This is a genomic window from Saliniramus fredricksonii (assembly GCF_900094735.1).
Classification (GTDB): Bacteria; Pseudomonadota; Alphaproteobacteria; order Rhizobiales; family Beijerinckiaceae; genus Saliniramus; species Saliniramus fredricksonii.
Genome location: NZ_FMBM01000002.1, coordinates 1,072,203 through 1,090,126 on the forward strand (window position 1 = coordinate 1,072,203; position 17,924 = coordinate 1,090,126).

At 62.7% G+C, this 17,924-nt stretch carries 16 protein-coding genes; 11 read left to right on the forward strand and 5 right to left on the reverse strand.

Features of this window, described 5'->3' with window-relative positions:
* Window positions 1-14 precede the first annotated feature (14 nt).
* The 3 genes from GA0071312_RS11550 (at window position 15) to GA0071312_RS11560 (ending at window position 4,333) form a co-directional block, all read left to right on the forward strand.
* Window positions 15-1,781 carry a PilZ domain-containing protein gene (locus tag GA0071312_RS11550; protein ID WP_074445092.1) on the forward strand — a complete coding sequence of 589 codons (1,767 nt, stop codon included), beginning with the start codon at window positions 15-17 and terminating at the stop codon, window positions 1,779-1,781.
* Between the two features lie 10 nt (window positions 1,782-1,791).
* Entirely contained in the window at window positions 1,792-3,156 is a 1,365-nt protein-coding gene (gene hemN / locus GA0071312_RS11555) for an oxygen-independent coproporphyrinogen III oxidase (RefSeq protein WP_074445093.1), read from the forward strand.
* A gap of 130 nt (window positions 3,157-3,286) precedes the next feature.
* The gene (locus tag GA0071312_RS11560; protein WP_083204527.1) at window positions 3,287-4,333 is read left to right on the forward strand and encodes an AI-2E family transporter; all 1,047 of its coding nucleotides are present in this window, start codon (window positions 3,287-3,289) and stop codon (window positions 4,331-4,333) included.
* 127 nt (window positions 4,334-4,460) lie between these two features.
* Here GA0071312_RS11560 and GA0071312_RS11565 read toward each other — a convergent pair whose 3' ends face one another.
* A complete protein-coding gene (locus tag GA0071312_RS11565; protein WP_074445094.1) occupies window positions 4,461-4,979 on the reverse strand; it encodes a YcgN family cysteine cluster protein in 519 nt (172 codons plus the stop codon).
* Between the two features lie 290 nt (window positions 4,980-5,269).
* On the opposite strand from GA0071312_RS11565, the gene GA0071312_RS11570 reads away from it, so the two are divergent.
* Window positions 5,270-7,477 (forward strand): transglycosylase domain-containing protein, encoded by a 2,208-nt coding sequence (locus GA0071312_RS11570; RefSeq protein ID WP_420819963.1) that lies wholly within the window; start codon window positions 5,270-5,272, stop codon window positions 7,475-7,477.
* A 29-nt stretch (window positions 7,478-7,506) separates the two neighbouring features.
* Here GA0071312_RS11570 and trxB read toward each other — a convergent pair whose 3' ends face one another.
* Entirely contained in the window at window positions 7,507-8,508 is a 1,002-nt protein-coding gene (gene trxB, locus GA0071312_RS11575) for a thioredoxin-disulfide reductase (protein ID WP_074445096.1), read from the reverse strand.
* An 88-nt stretch (window positions 8,509-8,596) separates the two neighbouring features.
* Complete coding sequence (locus GA0071312_RS11580) at window positions 8,597-9,583, reverse strand: mitochondrial fission ELM1 family protein (protein WP_165604022.1); 987 nt, start codon at window positions 9,581-9,583, stop codon at window positions 8,597-8,599.
* 105 nt (window positions 9,584-9,688) lie between these two features.
* On the opposite strand from GA0071312_RS11580, the gene GA0071312_RS11585 reads away from it, so the two are divergent.
* Window positions 9,689-10,162, forward strand: a complete 474-nt coding sequence (locus tag GA0071312_RS11585; RefSeq protein ID WP_074445098.1) for an Lrp/AsnC family transcriptional regulator — start codon at window positions 9,689-9,691, stop codon at window positions 10,160-10,162.
* An 8-nt stretch (window positions 10,163-10,170) separates the two neighbouring features.
* On the opposite strand, the gene GA0071312_RS11590 is transcribed toward GA0071312_RS11585, so the two are convergent.
* A complete protein-coding gene (locus GA0071312_RS11590) occupies window positions 10,171-10,719 on the reverse strand; it encodes a hypothetical protein (protein ID WP_131817785.1) in 549 nt (182 codons plus the stop codon).
* A gap of 132 nt (window positions 10,720-10,851) precedes the next feature.
* On the reverse strand, window positions 10,852-11,652 hold the full coding sequence (locus GA0071312_RS11595) for a hydroxypyruvate isomerase family protein (RefSeq protein ID WP_074445100.1): 801 nt from the start codon (window positions 11,650-11,652) through the stop codon (window positions 10,852-10,854).
* A 251-nt stretch (window positions 11,653-11,903) separates the two neighbouring features.
* On the opposite strand from GA0071312_RS11595, the gene guaA reads away from it, so the two are divergent.
* The 6 genes from guaA to GA0071312_RS11625 all read left to right on the forward strand — a co-directional run bounded on the left by guaA (window position 11,904) and on the right by GA0071312_RS11625 (window position 17,840).
* Window positions 11,904-13,457, forward strand: coding sequence for a glutamine-hydrolyzing GMP synthase (gene guaA, locus GA0071312_RS11600; RefSeq protein WP_074445101.1), 1,554 nt, complete (start codon window positions 11,904-11,906; stop codon window positions 13,455-13,457).
* A 13-nt stretch (window positions 13,458-13,470) separates the two neighbouring features.
* A complete protein-coding gene (locus tag GA0071312_RS11605; protein WP_074445102.1) occupies window positions 13,471-14,181 on the forward strand; it encodes a hypothetical protein in 711 nt (236 codons plus the stop codon).
* Complete coding sequence (locus GA0071312_RS11610; protein WP_074445103.1) at window positions 14,181-14,780, forward strand: hypothetical protein; 600 nt, start codon at window positions 14,181-14,183, stop codon at window positions 14,778-14,780. The genes GA0071312_RS11605 and GA0071312_RS11610 overlap by 1 nt, the downstream gene beginning before the upstream one ends.
* Before the next feature lie 145 nt (window positions 14,781-14,925).
* On the forward strand, window positions 14,926-15,630 hold the full coding sequence (locus GA0071312_RS11615) for a hypothetical protein (RefSeq protein WP_074445104.1): 705 nt from the start codon (window positions 14,926-14,928) through the stop codon (window positions 15,628-15,630).
* A complete protein-coding gene (locus tag GA0071312_RS11620) occupies window positions 15,627-16,991 on the forward strand; it encodes a Tle-like phospholipase domain-containing protein (protein WP_476707473.1) in 1,365 nt (454 codons plus the stop codon). Before GA0071312_RS11615 ends, GA0071312_RS11620 begins: the two co-directional genes overlap by 4 nt.
* Window positions 16,992-17,084: 93 nt before the next feature.
* Window positions 17,085-17,840 carry a hypothetical protein gene (locus GA0071312_RS11625; RefSeq protein WP_131817786.1) on the forward strand — a complete coding sequence of 252 codons (756 nt, stop codon included), beginning with the start codon at window positions 17,085-17,087 and terminating at the stop codon, window positions 17,838-17,840.
* Window positions 17,841-17,924 lie beyond the last annotated feature (84 nt).

Sequence of the window (17,924 nt, forward strand, 5' to 3'; positions counted from 1 at the left end):
CGGTGGGTAATGCGTTGGATATTTCGGTCCGTCAGCGGCTTGCGCGCTTCAGGCGCGACTTCATGACCCTCGACTGGGTCGGGCGGAGCCGTGCCGATGGCGGTCCGGCTTCGGCCGATTTCATCCTCGACGATACGCTTGCCGCTTACGGCGCGATCGGCCATGGCGGTGGCGTGGATTGGCAGGATGGGCGCGCCGCTTATCACGACGCGGAGATCGATCCGGGCTACGATCTTGCGCCCGCACCGGAGGCGGTCGCGGCGATCGACCGTCTGGCTGAGAGCGTCGGTGCGGAAGCGGCAGCCCTGGGCGAAATCGCGTCGCGGGCAGAGCGTGACGGGCGCGGTATCGCCGCCGCGCAGGTGCGTGCCGCAAGCCGGGCGCTCTCGCTGATCGCGGACAACCAGTGCGCTGCGGATCCCGAAGCCGCATCCGCGTTCGATCCCGCAATCTGGCTCGCCGTCTTTTCGCAGATACAGGATATCGTTGCCGCCATTGGCGAGACGGCCCTCGAAAGCGGTCTGTGCGCGGTGCGCGCCGCATCGGCGACGCGGGGGTTCTTTGATTTTGCCCGCGAGATCGACGAGCTGGAGCGCGCCTTGCGGGCCGGCTGGCCGGAGATCGAGCGGCTCGCCGGCCTTATCGAGGAGGCCGGCGCGCAAGCCGGGGCGCTCTCAGCGGAATTGCGCATGACACGGCGTGCCCTCGATGCGGCGGTGACGGAATTCGCCTCCGACACGCTGCCACCCGCCGAAATCGAGCCGCTGATCCGTCATCGCCTTGCGCGGATCGGTACGGCCGCGGCGCAGGCGACGGGAATGGCGCGGCGCATCGCGGCGGAGGCGCGCGCCTCACGCGAACTGATCGAAACGCTCGTCGAGCAATTCATGGTGATGATCCGCGAGACGCCGTTGGGCGATCGGCGCGCCGCACCGCGTCTGGCCTTTTTCTCGCATTGCACGCTCGCCACCGCCACGCGCCAATACGCGGCCCGCACGATCGACATTTCGATGACCGGCGCCCTCGTGGCGCTCGATATGCCCGACGGTTTCCGGCGCGGGCAGCCGGTGCGCCTGACCTTGCCGGACGCGCCGCCGCTGATGGGGACGGTTGCCGGGATCAGCCAGTACGGGCTCCATATCGCCTTCGATCTCGGTCACGCCGTGAACGCCCCCGCCCGGGCGCCTCTGCGGCGCATGCTCAGTGCGGTGCAGCATCACGATGACGGCCTCGTCTCCCGCGTCCACGCCTTTGCCCGCGAAATCCGCACGGCGCTCGAGCGCGCCGTCGCCGAGGGCAGCTGCGCGCATGCGGACCTGATCGCGCCGCAGCTCGACCCGCCGCGCGAGCGTGAGGACGTCACCTATGGGCATCCCTGTGCCGATTTGTTCGAGGCTCATCTCGCGGCCTTCGTCGCGGGCCTCTTGCAGCGCAATCCGGATATCGCGCATGTCGCGGCGATGGATCGTGGCGGATATGTCGCAGCCGGAGCCGGCTCCGCGCCCGCCAGAGGTGTATTGCCGCCCTGGCGTCCGGGGCAGCTGCGTCAGGATCGGGAATCGCGCCGGCATGCGCGCAATCTGCGTCCCAGTGTGGCGCATAATCTGCGTGATGATGCAGGGCTGGTGCGGGTGATCTCCGCGCCGATATTCCTCGGCGGGCGGCATTGGGGTTGCGCCGAGATCGGCTTTCGCCTGCCCGAGATCGGGGAGAGTGCGGATTCACCGGAAAACGGTGTTCTGTTTGAGCAGGATCAAGGCGCGGATTTGGCCTCCGGATGATTCTGGGTGCATGAACACGCTCCCCCGAACCACCATCCCCATGGCTTATGCGCTGGAGACCGTGCCGCGCTATACGAGCTACCCCACTGCCGCCCAGTTCGATGCGCGCATCGACGAGGGCGTCTGTCGCGACTGGCTTGGCGCTCTCGATCCCGCCGCGCCGCTCTCCTTCTACGTACACGTGCCCTATTGCCGGGCCCTGTGCTGGTATTGCGGCTGCCATACCAGCGTGCTCAACGACGATGCCCGCATCGCGCGTTATGCGCGCCGGCTGATGCGTGAGGCGGATCTGCTGGCCGAGGCCACACCGCAGGCCGGGCCCGTTGCGCATCTGCATTTCGGAGGGGGAACGCCGACGATCCTCGCGCCGGAGGATTTCGCCGCCGTGATCGACCGGATCCGTGAGCGCTTCCCCTTCGCGCCTGATGCCGAGATCGCCGTCGAGATCGATCCGCGCACGCTCGAACCGGAGATGGCGCAGGCGCTGGCGCGAGCCGGCGTGAACCGCGTCAGCCTCGGCATCCAGGACATGGATCCGCAGGTGCAGAAGCTCGTCAACCGGGTGCAGCCGCTGGAGGATGTGGTGCGCACGATGGATCTGTTGCGCAGTGTGGGCATCACCCGCGTGAATGCGGATTTCATCTATGGCCTGCCGAAGCAGAGTGTCGCCCATGTGCGCCGATCGATCCGCACCATGCTCGATCTCGGCATCGACCGCGCCGCCGTGTTCGGCTATGCGCATGTGCCCTGGTTCAAGAAGCATCAGAACGCCATCGATGCCGATCTGCTACCCGGTGCCGGCGAGCGGCTCGAACAGGCGCGCGCAGCCGAGGCTGCCTTCGCCGAGGCCGGCTGGCAGGCGATCGGCTTCGATCATTACGCGCATCCCGGTGATGCCATGGCGCAAGCCGCCCGGGCGGGAACGCTGCGGCGCAATTTCCAGGGCTATACCACCGACGCGGCGGATACGCTGATCGGCATCGGCGCCTCATCGATCGGCGCCCTGCCGCAGGGCTATGTGCAGAACGAGCCGCATCTCGGCAAATGGGCGCAGGCGATCGATGCCGGGCATCTGCCGGTGGTGCGTGGTGTCTCCGTGACTGCGGATGATCGTCTGCGGCGCGATGCAATCATGCAATTGATGGCGGGGCTTGAGGTCGATCTCGCAGAAATGGCGCGCGCATACGGGCAGGAACTGGCGATATTCGACGCCGCGCTCATGGCGCTCGAGCCGCTCGTCGCCGACGGGCTGTGCCGGATCGAGGGGTATCGCATCCGTGTGACGCCGCAGGCGCGGTTCTTCGTGCGCAACGTCGCCGCGCGGCTCGATGCCTATTGGCAGCCGAGTCCGGGGCGGCATTCGCTGGCGGTGTGATTGCACGCGCGATCATCCATGCCGGAACCGAGGGCAGAGAAGACCGTTTCCTGTCCGCATCGCGTGCGGGCCGTCTGTTCGGGTTCGCATGGGCGATCGCGCAACGCGATGATCCGGATAGAGAAGCGGCATGAATGAAAGACCCCCGCGTTTCAGTGGCCTTGATCATGATGACAGGCGATTTTTCAGGCGTGTCCTGATTGTTTTCGGCCTGTTCGCCATGGCCTATTTCTTCTGGTTGCTGGCCGGGACGTTGCTGCTGGTCTTTGCCGCCATCCTGATTGCCGTGATCCTGCGCGCCTTTTCCTTTGCTCTGGAGCGCCACGCACATGTGCCGCGGTCGATTTCCTTTTACGTTGCGCTGTTCATCGTAGGGGTGGTTCTTGCGGGATTCGTCTATTTCTTCGGTGCCCAATTGCAAACGCAGTTGACGGACCTGTTGTCGCAACTCCCGGAACAGATCGACGGGTTCGCGGCACGGCTTGGTATCGAAGACCCCCTCGGCGAGATCGAGAGCCAGCTCGATGACGGGTTCGGAGCCAGTCTTTTCGGCCAGGCGGCGGGATTCGGCTATACGGTCGTCGGCGGCTTCACCAATCTTCTCTTGCTGATCGTGGCGGCGATCTATCTCGCCTACGATCCCAAGCTCTATCGCAAGCTGTTTGCCAGCCTGTTTCCGCCAGACCAGCGCCATGGTGTCGAGAATGTCATGCTCGCAACCGGTGCCGCGCTCAAGAAGTGGTTCGTCGGACAAATGGTGAGCATGCTGTTCGTGGGCCTGCTTTCGGGTTTGGGCTATTGGGCTGTCGGTCTGCCGACCCCTGCTGCGCTCGGTTTGATTGCCGGCTTCACGAATTTCATTCCCTATATCGGGCCGGTTCTCGGCGCCGTTCCCGCTCTCGTCTTCGGCTTCAACATTTCCCTGGAAATGACGCTGTATGCGCTGCTCGTCGCGTTCGCCGTACAGCAATTGGAGGGGAATGTCCTGGTGCCGCTCATTCAGAAACGCGCTGTTGCGATGCCGCCGGCGGTGGCGCTGTTCGCGATCATCATCTTTGGGGTGCTGTTCGGCTTCATCGGGATTCTGCTGGCCGTGCCGCTCGCAGTGACCGTGATGGTTCTGGTGCGCAAAGTATGGATCGAGGGTGTCATCGAGCACCCTCCGCGCCACGATTAGCGCGTTCCGACCTGACGGGGTCAGGCCGGGCGCTCCAGGTCATTGTTCGATGCATCGTTCCGTCAGCCGGTATGCACCTGACGGCATGATACGCTAGAGGGCTGTTTCCCCGAGGTATCCGGAAAGGTCAATCATCCCGGGCTTCCCCGGGCCGGCTGCCTTGGTCCGGCACGTCCTCCTCGGGCCACTCGGCGATCCGCGCCATCAGACCATCCATGTCGTTCTCGGCCATGAGCACGAGCGAGAAACCGCCTTCCAGGGCTTCGACGCGATCGCGTACGCTGGCGCCGGCGCGGTGCACACTCTCCGGATCGCCGGTGATGAGCGGGTGCCAGTCGGGCAGGTCGCGCCCCTCGGCGAGGCGGCGATAGGCGCAGGAAGGGGGAAGCCAGTCGATCTTCTGCACCGTTTCCGGCGTCAACTGCACGCAATCGGGCACCTCGCGCAGGCGCTCCTCGTAAGCGCGGCAGCGACAGGTTCCCTCATCGAACATGTGGCAGGCGAGATCGGTATAGACGACGCGCTCGGTATCCTCGTCCTCGAGCTTGACGAGGCAGCAGCGCCCGCAGCCGTCGCACAGGCTCTCCCATTCCTCGGCGCTCATTTCCGCAAGGCTCTTGACCTGCCAGAAGGGGCGTTCTGCCATGATGTTCGCTTTCGTTTGCCTGTGCTCGTGGATAGGCGATCGATACCGGCCTTGCAATGCGCCGGATCAATCGTCTTGCGCGGCGTGCATTGTTGATTATTAACATTTATAAAATATTTCTTTTTAACCATACAGGTTGCATCCGGCCATGTGCGGGTTTTCGAGAAAATTGCGTGAATTGCGGGGTTTGTCGTGTCAGTGGGCTAGCCGCGCGTTAATATTCCTTTAATAATTCGCTTTCGGTGATTATGCGCGGTCGGACCTGCGCATAGGTGTCAAGGATGGGTTCGTTGCGTCTGGCCCCGGAAACAAGCCTCTGGACTCGGATCAAGCGTTGGGCGGCGGATTTCGACGCCTGGCTGAGTGCGTCCGCGTTCGAGGGGCAGGGTGATTTCAAGCGCTTCTGGCGTGCTTACAACCGCGTCATGCGCGTCTTCCGGTTTCGCGGCATTCGCCGCGCCCTGCTCGATCTCACCAGCGAGGCGGCAACCCTGAGTGTGGCCGCCGGTGCCGTGCTGGTCATGCTCGCGATTCCGGCTTTCTACGAGACGCATGTGGACTGGCGGCGCACGCAGGATTTCGCGGTCACTTTCCTTGATCGCCAGGGCGAGGAAGTGGGGCGTCGCGGCATCCGTCACGACGATTCGGTGCGCCTCGAGGATTTCCCGGACGAGCTGATCATGGCGGCACTGGCCACGGAAGATCGGCGTTTCTTTTCGCATTGGGGCATCGATCCGATCGGGACGACCCGGGCCCTCGTCGTCAATACGCGCGCTGATGCGGTGGTGCAGGGCGGCTCCACGATCACGCAGCAATTGGCCAAGAACCTGTTTTTGAACAACGAACGCTCGATGGATCGCAAGATACGTGAGGCGTTTCTGGCGCTGTGGCTGGAAGTGCAACTCGACAAGGAGGAAATCCTCAAGCTCTATCTCGACCGCGCCTATATGGGCGGCGGCAATTTCGGCGTCGCGGCGGCGGCTGACTTCTATTTCGGAAAATCGGTCAAGGATCTCACGCTTGCCGAATCGGCGATGCTCGCGGGCCTGTTCAAGGCACCGTCGCGTTTCTCGCCCCATATCAACCTGCCGGCGGCGCGCGCACGGGCGAATGAAGTTCTGACGAATCTGGTGAATGCGGGCTTCATGAGCGAGGGTCAGGTACAGGTGGCGCGTCAGAACCCGGCAACGGCGATCGACCGGGGTCGGGACACGCCGGCGGATTTCTATTTCGACTGGGCGTTCGAGCAGGTCCGGGAAATGGCCCGGGAAGGTCATTTCGGTAATGAACGCGTGCTCATCGTCAAGACGCCGCTGGATCTCGAATTGCAGTCGCATGCCGATCAGGCCGTGGAGAACATCCTGCGCCAGCACGGTGAGGCCTATGGGGTGCGCGATGCGGCCGCCGTGGTGATGGATCCGGACGGCGCCGTTCGCGCCATCGTTGGCGGTCGTGACTACGGCGCGAGCCAGTTCAACCGGGCGACCTCGGCCCTGCGCCAGCCTGGATCCGCCTTCAAGCCCTTCGTCTACGCGACGGTTCTGTCGCATCTGCCTTACCGTCCAGACAGTATCGTGCGCGACGCGCCGATCTGCATCGGCAATTGGTGCCCCAACAATTATAACCGCTCATTTGCCGGCGCCATGCCCATGACGACCGCCCTGGCGCGTTCGATCAACACCATTCCCGTGCGCTTCTCGCTGGAACTCGGCAATGGCAATGCCCGGGAGGGCAGGGCGAAGATCATCGAGATGACCCGGCGCATGGGCGTGCGCACACCGATGCAGGACACGACATCGCTGCCCATCGGCGCCTCTGAAATGACCGTGATGGACATGACGGCGGGATACGCGGTTTTCGCCAATGGTGGCAACCGGGTGGACCCCTATGTCGCCCTCGAAGTGTGGAATGGCTTCGGCGAGCCGCTCTATTCGCGCCGTCGCGACCACGAGCCGGAGAGGGTGCTCGCGACGTCTGTCGTCTCCGACATGAACCGGATGCTCGCCACCGTGCCGACTGCGGGAACCGGGCGTCGTGCAGCGCTCGACGGGGTCGTCTCCGCTGGCAAGACCGGGACGACCAATGCCTATCGCGATGCCTGGTATGGCGGCTATACAGGGAACTATGTGTCCGCGATCTGGTTTGGCAACGACAATTACGAATCGACCCGGCGCATGACCGGCGGTTCGCTGCCCGCCATGGCCTGGCGCGAAATCATGAGCTTCGCGCACCAGGATGTCGAGATCGTGCCCATCCCGGGCCTCGATACGGATGAAACGCCGCTGGTTGCGCAGGCGCCCGAGTCCGGAATGTCCGACCGGACCCGTAACGGGAGCATATCGCGACGCTCCTTCGAGGTGATCGGCGGGATCAACCGCATGTTCGAGAGCGCCTCACGCCCGCGCACATCCTTCACCCCGCCGCGCCAGAGCGGGACAATGGTGCGCCCCGTGCGCGCGAGCCGCGCCGGTGGTTTCGAGGTGGTCAGCGGGCGCTGAATGCGTGCCGCTGCCCGTGACACCGGCGCTCAGTTCCAGGCGCCGACCGGTTGCTTGTGCTGCAATTCTTCCAGCCGCTCCTGCGGATCATCGGAGTGCTCGGCGAGGAATTTCTCGGCTTCGAGTGCAGCCATGCAGCCCATGCCCGCAGCCGTCACGGCCTGGCGGTAGATGTCGTCGGTCACGTCGCCGGCTGCGAAGACGCCGGGCACGTCGGTGGCGGTCTTGCCCGGATGGGTGACGAGATAGTTGCCCGCCTTCATCGGCAGTTGACCTTCGAACAGCTCGGTCGCCGGCTTGTGGCCGATGGCGATGAAGACACCGTCGATCGGCAGCTCCGAAATCTCGCCGGTGACGGTATCCTTCAGGTTCAGATGCGTGACCCCCGGGGGCATGCCGCCGCCGCAGATCTCGTCGACTGCCGCGTTCCAGCGGATCTCGATCCTGGGATTGCGCATCAGGCGTTCTTGCAGGATGCGCTCGGCGCGCAGGCTGTCGCGGCGATGGATGAGGGTGACCTTCTCGGCCAGATTCGCCAGATAAAGCGCTTCCTCCACCGCCGTATTGCCGCCGCCGACCACGGCGACATGCTTGTTCCGGAAGAAGAAACCGTCACAGGTGGCGCAGGCCGAGACGCCCATACCCGAGAATTTCTGTTCGGATTCGAGACCCAGCCACTTGGCCTGCGCACCGGTGGCGATGATCAGCGAATCGCAGGTATAGGTTTCGCCGCCATCGCCGGTGAGCCGGAAGGGGCGCTGCGAGAGATCGACGGCGCTGATATGGTCGGAGACGAAGCGCGTGCCGACATGCTCGGCCTGGGCGCGCATCTGCTCCATCAGCCAGGGCCCCTGGATGACGTCGGCAAAGCCGGGATAATTCTCGACATCGGTGGTGATGGTGAGCTGGCCGCCGGGCTGGATGCCTGAGATCAGGATCGGCTCAAGCATCGCGCGCGCGGCGTAGATCGCGGCGGAATAGCCGGCCGGGCCGGAACCGATGATGATGACTTTCGCGTGGTGATGCGCCATGGCAGCTCTCCCTTTGCGCCTTGTTTTGGATAGCCGGGCGCGTGCTGTCAATCAGGCCGCAACCGGATCACGCGCTTGCGCACAGGCGTCACGCCGCATCCCCGAGACGCTGGCGCAGCAATGCGCTGATCCGCTTTGCCGCGATCGCCCCGGCATCGGGTGGGGGCGCGGTTGCGGGTCGTGTCTGCGCAACATCCGCGTCGGTGTCGAGATCGTGAACATGTCCCAGCGCGGCGAGGCGCCGTGCAAAGAGGTGGTGGCGCGGCCCCATCCCGCTGAAGCTGAACAGATCCACCCGCTTGCCCGTTGACAAGGCTTCCGACACCATCGAGGTCGAATCGGCGGTTACCAGGATGCGGTCAGCCAGGGCGAGCATGCCGAAATAGGGGTTGTCGCCGGTCCCGTCCCAGAGCGTGATCTGCGGATCATCGGCAAAACGCACGGCCAGCGCTTCGCGCAGGGCAGGCTCGGTACGCCGGGAGGGGGTGATCATGATGGTGTGACCCTGCGCGCGAAAGGCAGCGAGAATGGCGAGGAAGCGGGTGATATCTCCGGGCGAGAAGCCGCCACGACGCGTGCGCCCACCCAGCAGGACAGCGAGGCGCGGGCGCGCGAGATCGGCATAATGCGGGCCGAAGCGCACGGCTGCGGCTTCGAGTTTTTCCGGCGTGACGCGGTGGATCGTCGTCTCGGTGAGGAGAATGTTGGAGCCCTCGATGCCGTCATGCGGGTGGGCGATCACAAGATCGAATCGATCCGAAGGCGTGCGTGGGTTCTGCAGATGCACCGTCAGGGTGCGACCGCCCGAGGCGTGCCGGATGGCGATGGCGACGGCTGTGGAGCGCCGTCCGCAGGAGATCAGCAGATCCGGCCAGGGCGGCGCGATAACATCACCCTCTGCGGCGAGTCCGCGCAGGGGGCTGGGGCAAAGATGCCCCGGCAGCCAGCGCCAGGGCGCACGCAATCCGATGCGTTTTTCCGTGAAGGCGAAGCCCAACCGGTCGCACAGGCCGAGCACCTGGCTGCGCATGCCGGCTTCCCCTGTCGTCAAGGCCCAGACCGTCGGAAGGCGCACGTCGAAAACTCCCACGCGCAATTTCGTTGCGCGGCTTGTGTGCATGCGCTAACGCGATAATGTAGACGCGCCCTCGCGGAGGGCGTTATAGACGACGGAGTTTCCATGCGCGACCGCCTCGACGCGATCGATCTCAAGATTCTGGCCGAATTGCAGAAAGACGGCAGCATTACCAATGTTGAATTGGCGAGGCGCGTCGGCCTGTCGGCCCCGCCATGCCTGCGGCGTGTGCGCGCCCTGGAGGAGGCGGGAATCATCAAGGGCTACCGCACGCTGCTCGATCCGCAATTGCTCGGCTACGAGGTGATCTGCTTCGCCATGGTCCAGTTGGCCAGCCAGACACAGGCGGATCTCGCGGCGTTTCAGGAACGCATCGCCGACTGGCCGACGGTGCGCGAATGCTGGACGCTCTCCGGCGAGGTGGATTTCATCCTCAAATGCGTCGCCACGAACATGACGGCCTTTCAGAATTTCGTCGGCGATCTGACGAGCCTGCCCAATGTGCGCAACGTGCGCACGGCGCTCAGCCTTGACAAGGTCAAGGACGAGCCGCTCGTGCCACTTGATCTGGAAGGCTGAGGCGCGCCTCAGAAACGGCGCACCACCCATCCGGCGAATACCTCGGTCAATGCCATGGCGCGGATCTGCTCCCGCTCCGGCGGCGGGCGATGGGAGCCCGTTGTCGCCGGATTGTTCGCAAGCAGGCTATAGCTGTCGATCACGCGCCCGTCCGGCGCGATCAGCTGCGCTTCACCGCCGAGATTGTCGAGCGGTGGTTGCGCAAAGCCCCCGCCGAAACTGTCGTCATGGTCAATCGACGTGTTCGCATTCAGGAAGAAGCTGTTCAGGGTGACGTGCAGACGCGGTGCATCCGCGGCGATGGTGTAGTGCGAGCGCAGTTCCGCGCGCAGCGAATCATGCAGCAGGTCGGCGAAGACGCCGACGCCGCGCGCCCGCAGCGGCGCAACATCGACCGTAATCGCACTGACGCTATGGTGCGGCTGTGCCTCGGCGTTAACCGGGGCGAGCAGGACCGTACCCGCAAGGATGGCGAGGAGCATGGCGAACAGGGGAGCGGCGCTTGCGAGGATGCGATTACGAACCAGCGAGCCGTGAGCAGCGTGTCGTCCGATCATGGGCCGTCTCCTCGATATGTGTAGCCCCAACACTGATATATGGTGTTGCGCGCCGATGGGTAGCGGCAGTTGAGCCAAGGATTGGCTTTGCTCGCAGAGGGGGGGGGGGATCGCGCAAGCACTTCAGCCCCCTCAAACGATCCCGTATTCCGCCATCCAGGCGAAATCGTCCTCGGTGCGGCCAGACGGCTTGTATTCGAGCCCGACAGGGCCCTGATAGGGGGAGGCGGCGATGGCTTCGAAGATGGCGGGGTAGTTGATCTCGCCCTTGTCGGGGGCCAGGCGCAGGGGGGCGTTGGCGATCTGGACGTGGCCGATATGGGGCATGTGGCGCTCGTAGCGGCGCAGGAGATCGCCCTCCATCACCTGAATGTGGTAGAAATCGAACATCAGCTTGACGTTTGGCTCGCCGATCTCGTCGATCAGCGCGACGATGTCGTCGGAGCGCGAGACGAGGTTGCCGGGGCGGTCGTAGCGGTTCAGCGGTTCGAGCAGCAGGGTGAGGCCCCTGTCGGCGACGGAGCGCGCCGCCTCGCGGATATTGGCGATATAGGTGGTCAGCCCCGCCTCGTGCTGGCCGGGAACAACGCCGCCGCTCATCACATGGATCAGCGGCGCGCCGAGCGCCGTCGCGTAATCGACGGCCTGGGCGAAATAGCGCCGGAAATCCGCCTCGCGCCCCGGGAGCCCGGCATGGCCCCATTCGTCGCGGGAGGTATCCCCGCGCGGGGTGTTGAGATTGTTGAGCCGCATGCCCGTGGCGTCGAGCGCGGCTTTCAGTTCCTTGATCGGATGATCATAGGGAAACTGGAACTCCACCACCTCGAAGCCGCAGGCCTTCGCCGCCGCGAGACGCGCGGGCAGGGGGATTTCGGTAAAGAGCGTGCCGAAATTCACCGAGAAGCGTGAGCGGGGCAGGGGGGATCGTATCATCGCGTTTCCTCCGATGGCGCAAACCGGATGTTCAGGGTGGCGCCTTGTTGATGCTTCGTCAGGGCGATCCTAACGCAGCCGCGCGGCTCTGGGCAGCCCGGCCATGCGGCGAAACTCCCGCTTCACGATGGGTAAGGCGCCGCAACCCGGGTCGTTTTCCCCGTCTATGGGGAAGCCCGTGTGTTGCGCGCGCGGAGCAAACGGCGTAACGCATCCGCTTACGCTCACGCGCGCGAGGGACGGATGCAGGCATGGCACATCACGACAGGATTCTCATCGTCGATTTCGGCTCCCAGGTCACCCAGCTGATCGCGCGCCGCGTGCGCGAGGAGGGGGTCTATTCCGAGATTGCGCCGTTCCAGTCGGCGGCAGAAGCGTTCCGATCCATGAATCCAAAAGCCGTGATTCTCTCCGGCGGCCCCGCCTCGGTCACGGATGAGGGCTCACCGCGCGCACCCCGGGAGATTTTTGATTCCGGCGTGCCGGTGCTGGGCATCTGCTACGGCCAGCAGACCATGGCGGCCCAGCTCGACGGGGCTGTCGAGGGCGGGCATCACCGCGAATTCGGGCGCGCCGAGGTCGAGGCGATCTCAGCCTCACCACTCTTCGAGGGCGTCTGGGAAATTGGCCAGCGCTATCCCGTCTGGATGAGCCATGGCGACCGGGTGACCCGGCTGCCGGAAGGCTTCGAGATCATCGGCACCTCCGAGAACGCGCCTTTCGCGGCCGTCGCGGACGAAAACCGGCGCTATTACGGGGTGCAGTTCCATCCGGAAGTGGTGCATACGCCGCACGGCGCCGCCCTCCTGCGCAATTTCGTACGTCGCATCGCCGGCTGTACCGGTGACTGGACGATGAAGGCGTTTCGCGCCGAAGCGATCGAGCGCATCCGTGCGCAGGTCGGCTCGGAGAAGGTGATCTGCGGCCTCTCCGGCGGCGTCGATTCATCCGTCGCGGCCGTGCTCCTGCACGAGGCGATCGGCGATCAGCTCACCTGCGTCTTCGTCGATCACGGGCTGCTGCGCGCCGGCGAGGCCGAGCAGGTCGTGACGCTGTTCCGCGACGCCTACAACATCCCGCTGGTGCATGTGCAGGCTCAGGAAACCTTCCTGGAGGAGCTTTCCGGCATCAGCGATCCCGAGCAGAAGCGCAAGATCATCGGGCGGCTGTTCATCGATGTGTTCGAGGCGGAAGCGAAGAAAATCGGCGGCGCGAGCTTCCTCGCCCAGGGCACGCTCTATCCGGACGTGATCGAGAGCGTCTCCTTCACCGGCGGCCCCTCGGTCACGATCAAGAGCCACCACAATGTCGGCGGTTTGCCCGAGCGCATGAACATGAAGCTCGTCGAGCCGCTGCGCGAATTGTTCAAGGACGAGGTGCGCGATCTCGGCCGCGAGCTCGGCCTGCCCGACAAGTTCGTCGGTCGCCATCCCTTCCCCGGCCCCGGCCTGGCCATTCGCTGTCCCGGCGATATCACGGCTGAGAAGCTCGGTATCCTGCGCAAGGCCGATCTGATCTATCTCGAGGAAATCCGCCGCGCCGGCCTCTATGACGAGATCTGGCAGGCCTTCGCCGTGCTCCTTCCCGTGCGCACCGTCGGCGTGATGGGGGATGCCCGCACTTACGATTATGTCTGCGCCCTGCGCGCCGTCACCTCGGTGGATGGCATGACGGCGGATTTCTACCCGTTCGACATGAAGTTCATCGGTCGCGTCGCCACCCGCATCATCAACGAGGTCAACGGCATCAACCGCGTCGTCTACGATATCACCTCGAAGCCGCCGGGGACGATCGAGTGGGAGTGAGGGCCCTGCGGCGATGACGCACTGGCGGGTCACCTGGCTGCTTCTGGCTGGCGGTATCAGCATCTGGCTGGCCTGGCTCTACATTTCCCCGCATTTCAACACCTATCCCGAGCAGGATGATTGCAGCTTCGGCCCGGTTTCGAACGAACGCTATCGCGAATTGCTGGCGCTGGCGCGGCAGCATCAGGCCAGCGGACGCTGGTCGCGTCTGCGGGGCGATGGCCGCGACATGAACGAGAACTTGCAAGGCCGCCTCGACGATATCATGGACGGGATGGACTCGATCTACGAACGCATCGCCGCCACGCATGCCGTGATGCGGGCGCTCGGGGCATATTACCGTGCCACGGTTCCGGATTCCGAGGATGCATTCGAGAGTGCAAGGCGCAGATCAAACTGGACTGAGTTTGGCAGTGTTGGTTTCGTCTATTTTCTGGATGTTCATCGGATTGGTGGCTTTGCACCAATATTGCGGGATGCAAGAATAGGTGTTTCATTCATTGCAGATAAAGAACAACTTGCGGCATGGCGTAAGAAAGAAAACAATACCTTCACCGTCACGATAAATTACCCATTCACAATATTCAAAAGATCTTTGCGCCCTCTTAGCTCATATCCGCCAAGCGCGCAATATCACAAGACATGTCCTGCCGTGCCTGGCCCTGAATGGCTCATGGATTATGAGCAATGGCTCGCTGACACTCAAAATGATCGGAATGACTGATGATCACTGAACGCCGCATCTTTCTCGAATCCAAGCCCGTTACTGGTTCTGGTGCTGGACATCTCTATCTGGTTTTTCGTGATGTCACATTCGATAATGGTGAATTTATCGCGGTCGTCAACCAAACCGATTCTGTCATTCGGGGTGGGCCGGCAGGCGACATGGGAAACTACTCTGACCTCGGCACTCAAACTGGTTTTCTCCGCGATAGCGGTGACGCTTATGGTCTTCCCAACGGCGACCATTCTGATCTCACCCCCGAAGACCGCAACAGCCTCGACATTACCGCCCTTCTGCTTGGGTCTGGCGTCTATACGGATGCTCATGCCGCATGGGCGGGGATGACGGATTTTGCAAATGCGCTGAGCGGAGAATACCGCTACGAATTGCCCACCATGGGCGGCGGAATCCACACATCCAATTCCAACGCCACCATCCTCTCCGTCCTCAACCATGCCGGCCTCGACGTGCGCAGCATCGAAACTGCCGATGGCTCCAGCTATGTTGATGACACAAGGTATTGGGGGCATCCCGGCGCGGACAAGGATGCGCCCACGCTGTTGGGATCGGGTGACACCGCACCGGCAATGGCCGCGTGAGTAGTTGCTAGCAGAGCATTGATACTTTGGATTGTCTTTTCGGGTCGGCGGGTTAAGGTTCGGTGCTTGCTCCGGGCGGGCAGTGCGTGGGGAGAATCGGCGGGATGGTTTTGGTTGCGGAGCGTGGGAATGACGGGGCGGCGCGATGAGCGGGTTCTGGCGCTTTTTCCGCTATGGGTTGCTTACGATCGCCGCGCTCGTTGCGATATTGATCACGATGCCGTTCATTCTGATTGGTGCGGATACGCTTTATCATTCGGTCGTGCGCTACACGCACCACTACCGGCTGGTGCTGGAGATCGAGGATCATGGCGAGATCCGCACGGGCTCCAGCGTGATTGGCGTGAGCTTCTCGCCGCCACCACCATGGTTCCGGAACGTCTTTCCAACCAGCAAAACGCGGATTCGCGGCGAGGCCGTGGTGGTGGAACTGTCGACCGGGCAGGTCGTGGTGGCGACGCTGCGGCATGGTTACGAGACATCAGCCAATACATATAGAATGCGAATACTGGCGCGACTTGCCTTGCAGCAGGATGACCCACGATTCTTCATGGAAGCGCGAAATTGGGAGGGCTCCGCAGAGTTGTCCGGAGAATTGATCCCGTCGATCTTGCTTTTCGAAAGCGGCGATGATCCCTACTCGCGGCAATGGCTTCCACCAGATTCTTTTCGCGAGAAACTTGGCCCCGAGTTCCAATTCCAGCGAATGACACTGGAAATGACTTCTGATCCCGTCACACGCCAGATCACAGAAAAACTGCCATTCATGGCGCGCGATTGGGACGAACTGAAAGAAGAAGCAAACGCGATGGGGCGAGGGCTTCCAGGACGTCTATTCTTAAGGAGGTGATTGAGATAAGCAGCCAGCCCAGTATCGACAATGATGTCTTCAAAGCGCTTCTGGCACTGGATGCCTATAATCGGGGATATAATCCGGGCATTGATCTCACGGCAACTCCCAGAGGTTTGGGCGATGCTAGTTTCTTGTCACTTCTGGATGATGGCGCAGGCGGGGTCGAACCTGGCCAAGATCCCGCCTCAATCGCTGCCTCCTTCTACGCCCGAGCCTACACCTATAACGGCGAGATCATCATCAGTTATCGCGGGACGGATCAATATTTTTGGAATGATCAAAGCTGGGGTGACATCATCAATGGCTGGGTTCTCGGTGCTGGTGTGACGGCTTCGAGCCAGGGAGAACTCGCGCTGCAATTCTACAATGCCGTCAAGGATGGAGCGGGCGAGAATACCTCGATCAGCCTGACGGGGCATTCGCTGGGCGGCGGGCTGGCCGGGTTCGTGTCCGGGCTGCACGGCCTGTCGGCGAGAACCTTCGACACGATGACGTATATCAGCGGTGCGCAAGGGCTTTACGATTATGTGACCATGCCGGGTCCGCTTCTGCCCGGCGAGCAGGCCGATGTGGATTACTGGCACGATCTCGTCTACGGCACCGAAACGCCGACCGCGCCGGATTTCTCCAAGATCCAAGGCTATTTCGTCGAAGGCGAAGTGCTCGACAACTGGCTGCCTGCCCGCACAGAGAGCGCCTACGACCTCACTTCCATCTCGCACGAATCCGCGCTCGGCATGAACGCGTTGCACAGCCAGTCATTGCTGACCTTGCTGCTCTATGGCGAGAAGCAGGTGGGCGGGGACAATGCGGACTGGCAGGGGGCGAAGGCTGAGCTGGTGACGGCCCTGTTCGATGACGATGTCGGCGAGGCTGCCGGAGCGGAGCGCATCGACGGTACGAATAAGGACGAAGAAAAATACGCCGACATCCTGCGCACGACGCTCGCTTATTCGATGATCGACGGGGGCACCTATCATTTCGGGGATAGCGGCATCCAGGCCTTGTTCGATGATGCCGGCGATCTCGGTGCCGCGCTGAACACGCCCGGCGTGACCGACAATCTCGCACGCGCGGCGCAGGCGCTGGCGCAGAGCTTCACGCAATATGCCGGCCAGCTCGCCATCGGCAAGGTGATGGCCGGTCAAGGCAGTCCCGAGCGCGACGGCATCCTCACCCGCGCCGCCGACGGCTCCACGCTCAGCGTCGATTACAGCCAGACCCGCTGGCGCGACGGCATGGACGGCACCGACCCCGACCGCATCGTCGGACGCGAGATGCTGATCGACAGCGTGATCGGGGCGGGGGAGAATGCCGAGGCCGCCAATGACGAGATGGCGCCACCCCTCGCAGCGTGAGTGGTTCTTAACAGATCATTAAAATTCTGGATTGTTTTTTCGGATCGATGGGGTACGAATTGACGATACCATCAAGCGTCGAGGAGTGGGGTAGTGGTTGTGCGGCTGAAAGGGTTATTGCCATCGTTCTGGCCGGGTGTGGCGGCGTTGATGCTGATGGTGGCGCTCGGCAGCGCGCCGGCCCGGGGCGATGCAGTGCCGGGAATCGGAGCATGGGAATATTATCATAACTCTGTCGATCCATCCCCTGTCACCGTCCGCTTCGTTTATAACGACGGCACGCGCGACCTGCTGATTCCGCGCAAGTATATTTTCTTCGCGACGGGTGGCTTTTCCAGCCGCGACGGGCCGATCCCGGATCTGATCGAGACCCATTCCGTCAGGCTCGCGCTGACCTATCCCGATGGCGAGGCGTGGTCCGTTGCGACACGCGATTATATGCGCGAACACGGCGTGAGCGCAGGTAGGGCTGCCGATGAGATGCGTGACAGGATGCACATTGTTGAGCTGATGCGTACGCACAATATTATTGATCTTGATGTCGCACGTAACGATTTCCGGATTCGTGACCTTGAAGGCTCTATCGGAGATTCTGGTCTGGAGGAATTCAAAATAAGTCGTGGAAGACAGCAGTTTTTTCTGGCATCTGAAGAGGACGAATTCCTCCGGTCTGTCTGCTACAATCCTAAGAATCCAGGCTGGTTTTGTAAGTACTACGCAAGATTAACTGATGAAATAGTCTTCAATGCCGATTTCGTCGACCTTCGCATTTTTGGCGGGCGCGAGTTTGCCAATTCCCGCATGCGGATGATCAAGCGCACCCTCTGTACCTTCACTGAATCCTGCTGACCGGAGATCGATTCATGTCAAATGTCGTACTCACCATGGCCCAACTTAAACACCTGATTTCCGATAATTATGAATTTTCAATGG

Coding starts and splice junctions, on each gene's coding strand:
- GA0071312_RS11615 (WP_074445104.1), top strand. CDS start 14,926: ATGAGCGGGTTCTGGCGCTTTTTCCGCTATGGGTTGCTTACGATCGCC.
- GA0071312_RS11605 (WP_074445102.1), top strand. CDS start 13,471: ATGACGCACTGGCGGGTCACCTGGCTGCTTCTGGCTGGCGGTATCAGC.
- guaA (WP_074445101.1), top strand. CDS start 11,904: ATGGCACATCACGACAGGATTCTCATCGTCGATTTCGGCTCCCAGGTC.
- GA0071312_RS11595 (WP_074445100.1), bottom strand. CDS start 11,652: ATGATACGATCCCCCCTGCCCCGCTCACGCTTCTCGGTGAATTTCGGC.
- trxB (WP_074445096.1), bottom strand. CDS start 8,508: ATGGCGCATCACCACGCGAAAGTCATCATCATCGGTTCCGGCCCGGCC.
- GA0071312_RS11560 (WP_083204527.1), top strand. CDS start 3,287: ATGAATGAAAGACCCCCGCGTTTCAGTGGCCTTGATCATGATGACAGG.
- GA0071312_RS11585 (WP_074445098.1), top strand. CDS start 9,689: ATGCGCGACCGCCTCGACGCGATCGATCTCAAGATTCTGGCCGAATTG.
- GA0071312_RS11610 (WP_074445103.1), top strand. CDS start 14,181: ATGATCACTGAACGCCGCATCTTTCTCGAATCCAAGCCCGTTACTGGT.
- hemN (WP_074445093.1), top strand. CDS start 1,792: ATGAACACGCTCCCCCGAACCACCATCCCCATGGCTTATGCGCTGGAG.
- GA0071312_RS11590 (WP_131817785.1), bottom strand. CDS start 10,719: ATGATCGGACGACACGCTGCTCACGGCTCGCTGGTTCGTAATCGCATC.
- GA0071312_RS11565 (WP_074445094.1), bottom strand. CDS start 4,979: ATGGCAGAACGCCCCTTCTGGCAGGTCAAGAGCCTTGCGGAAATGAGC.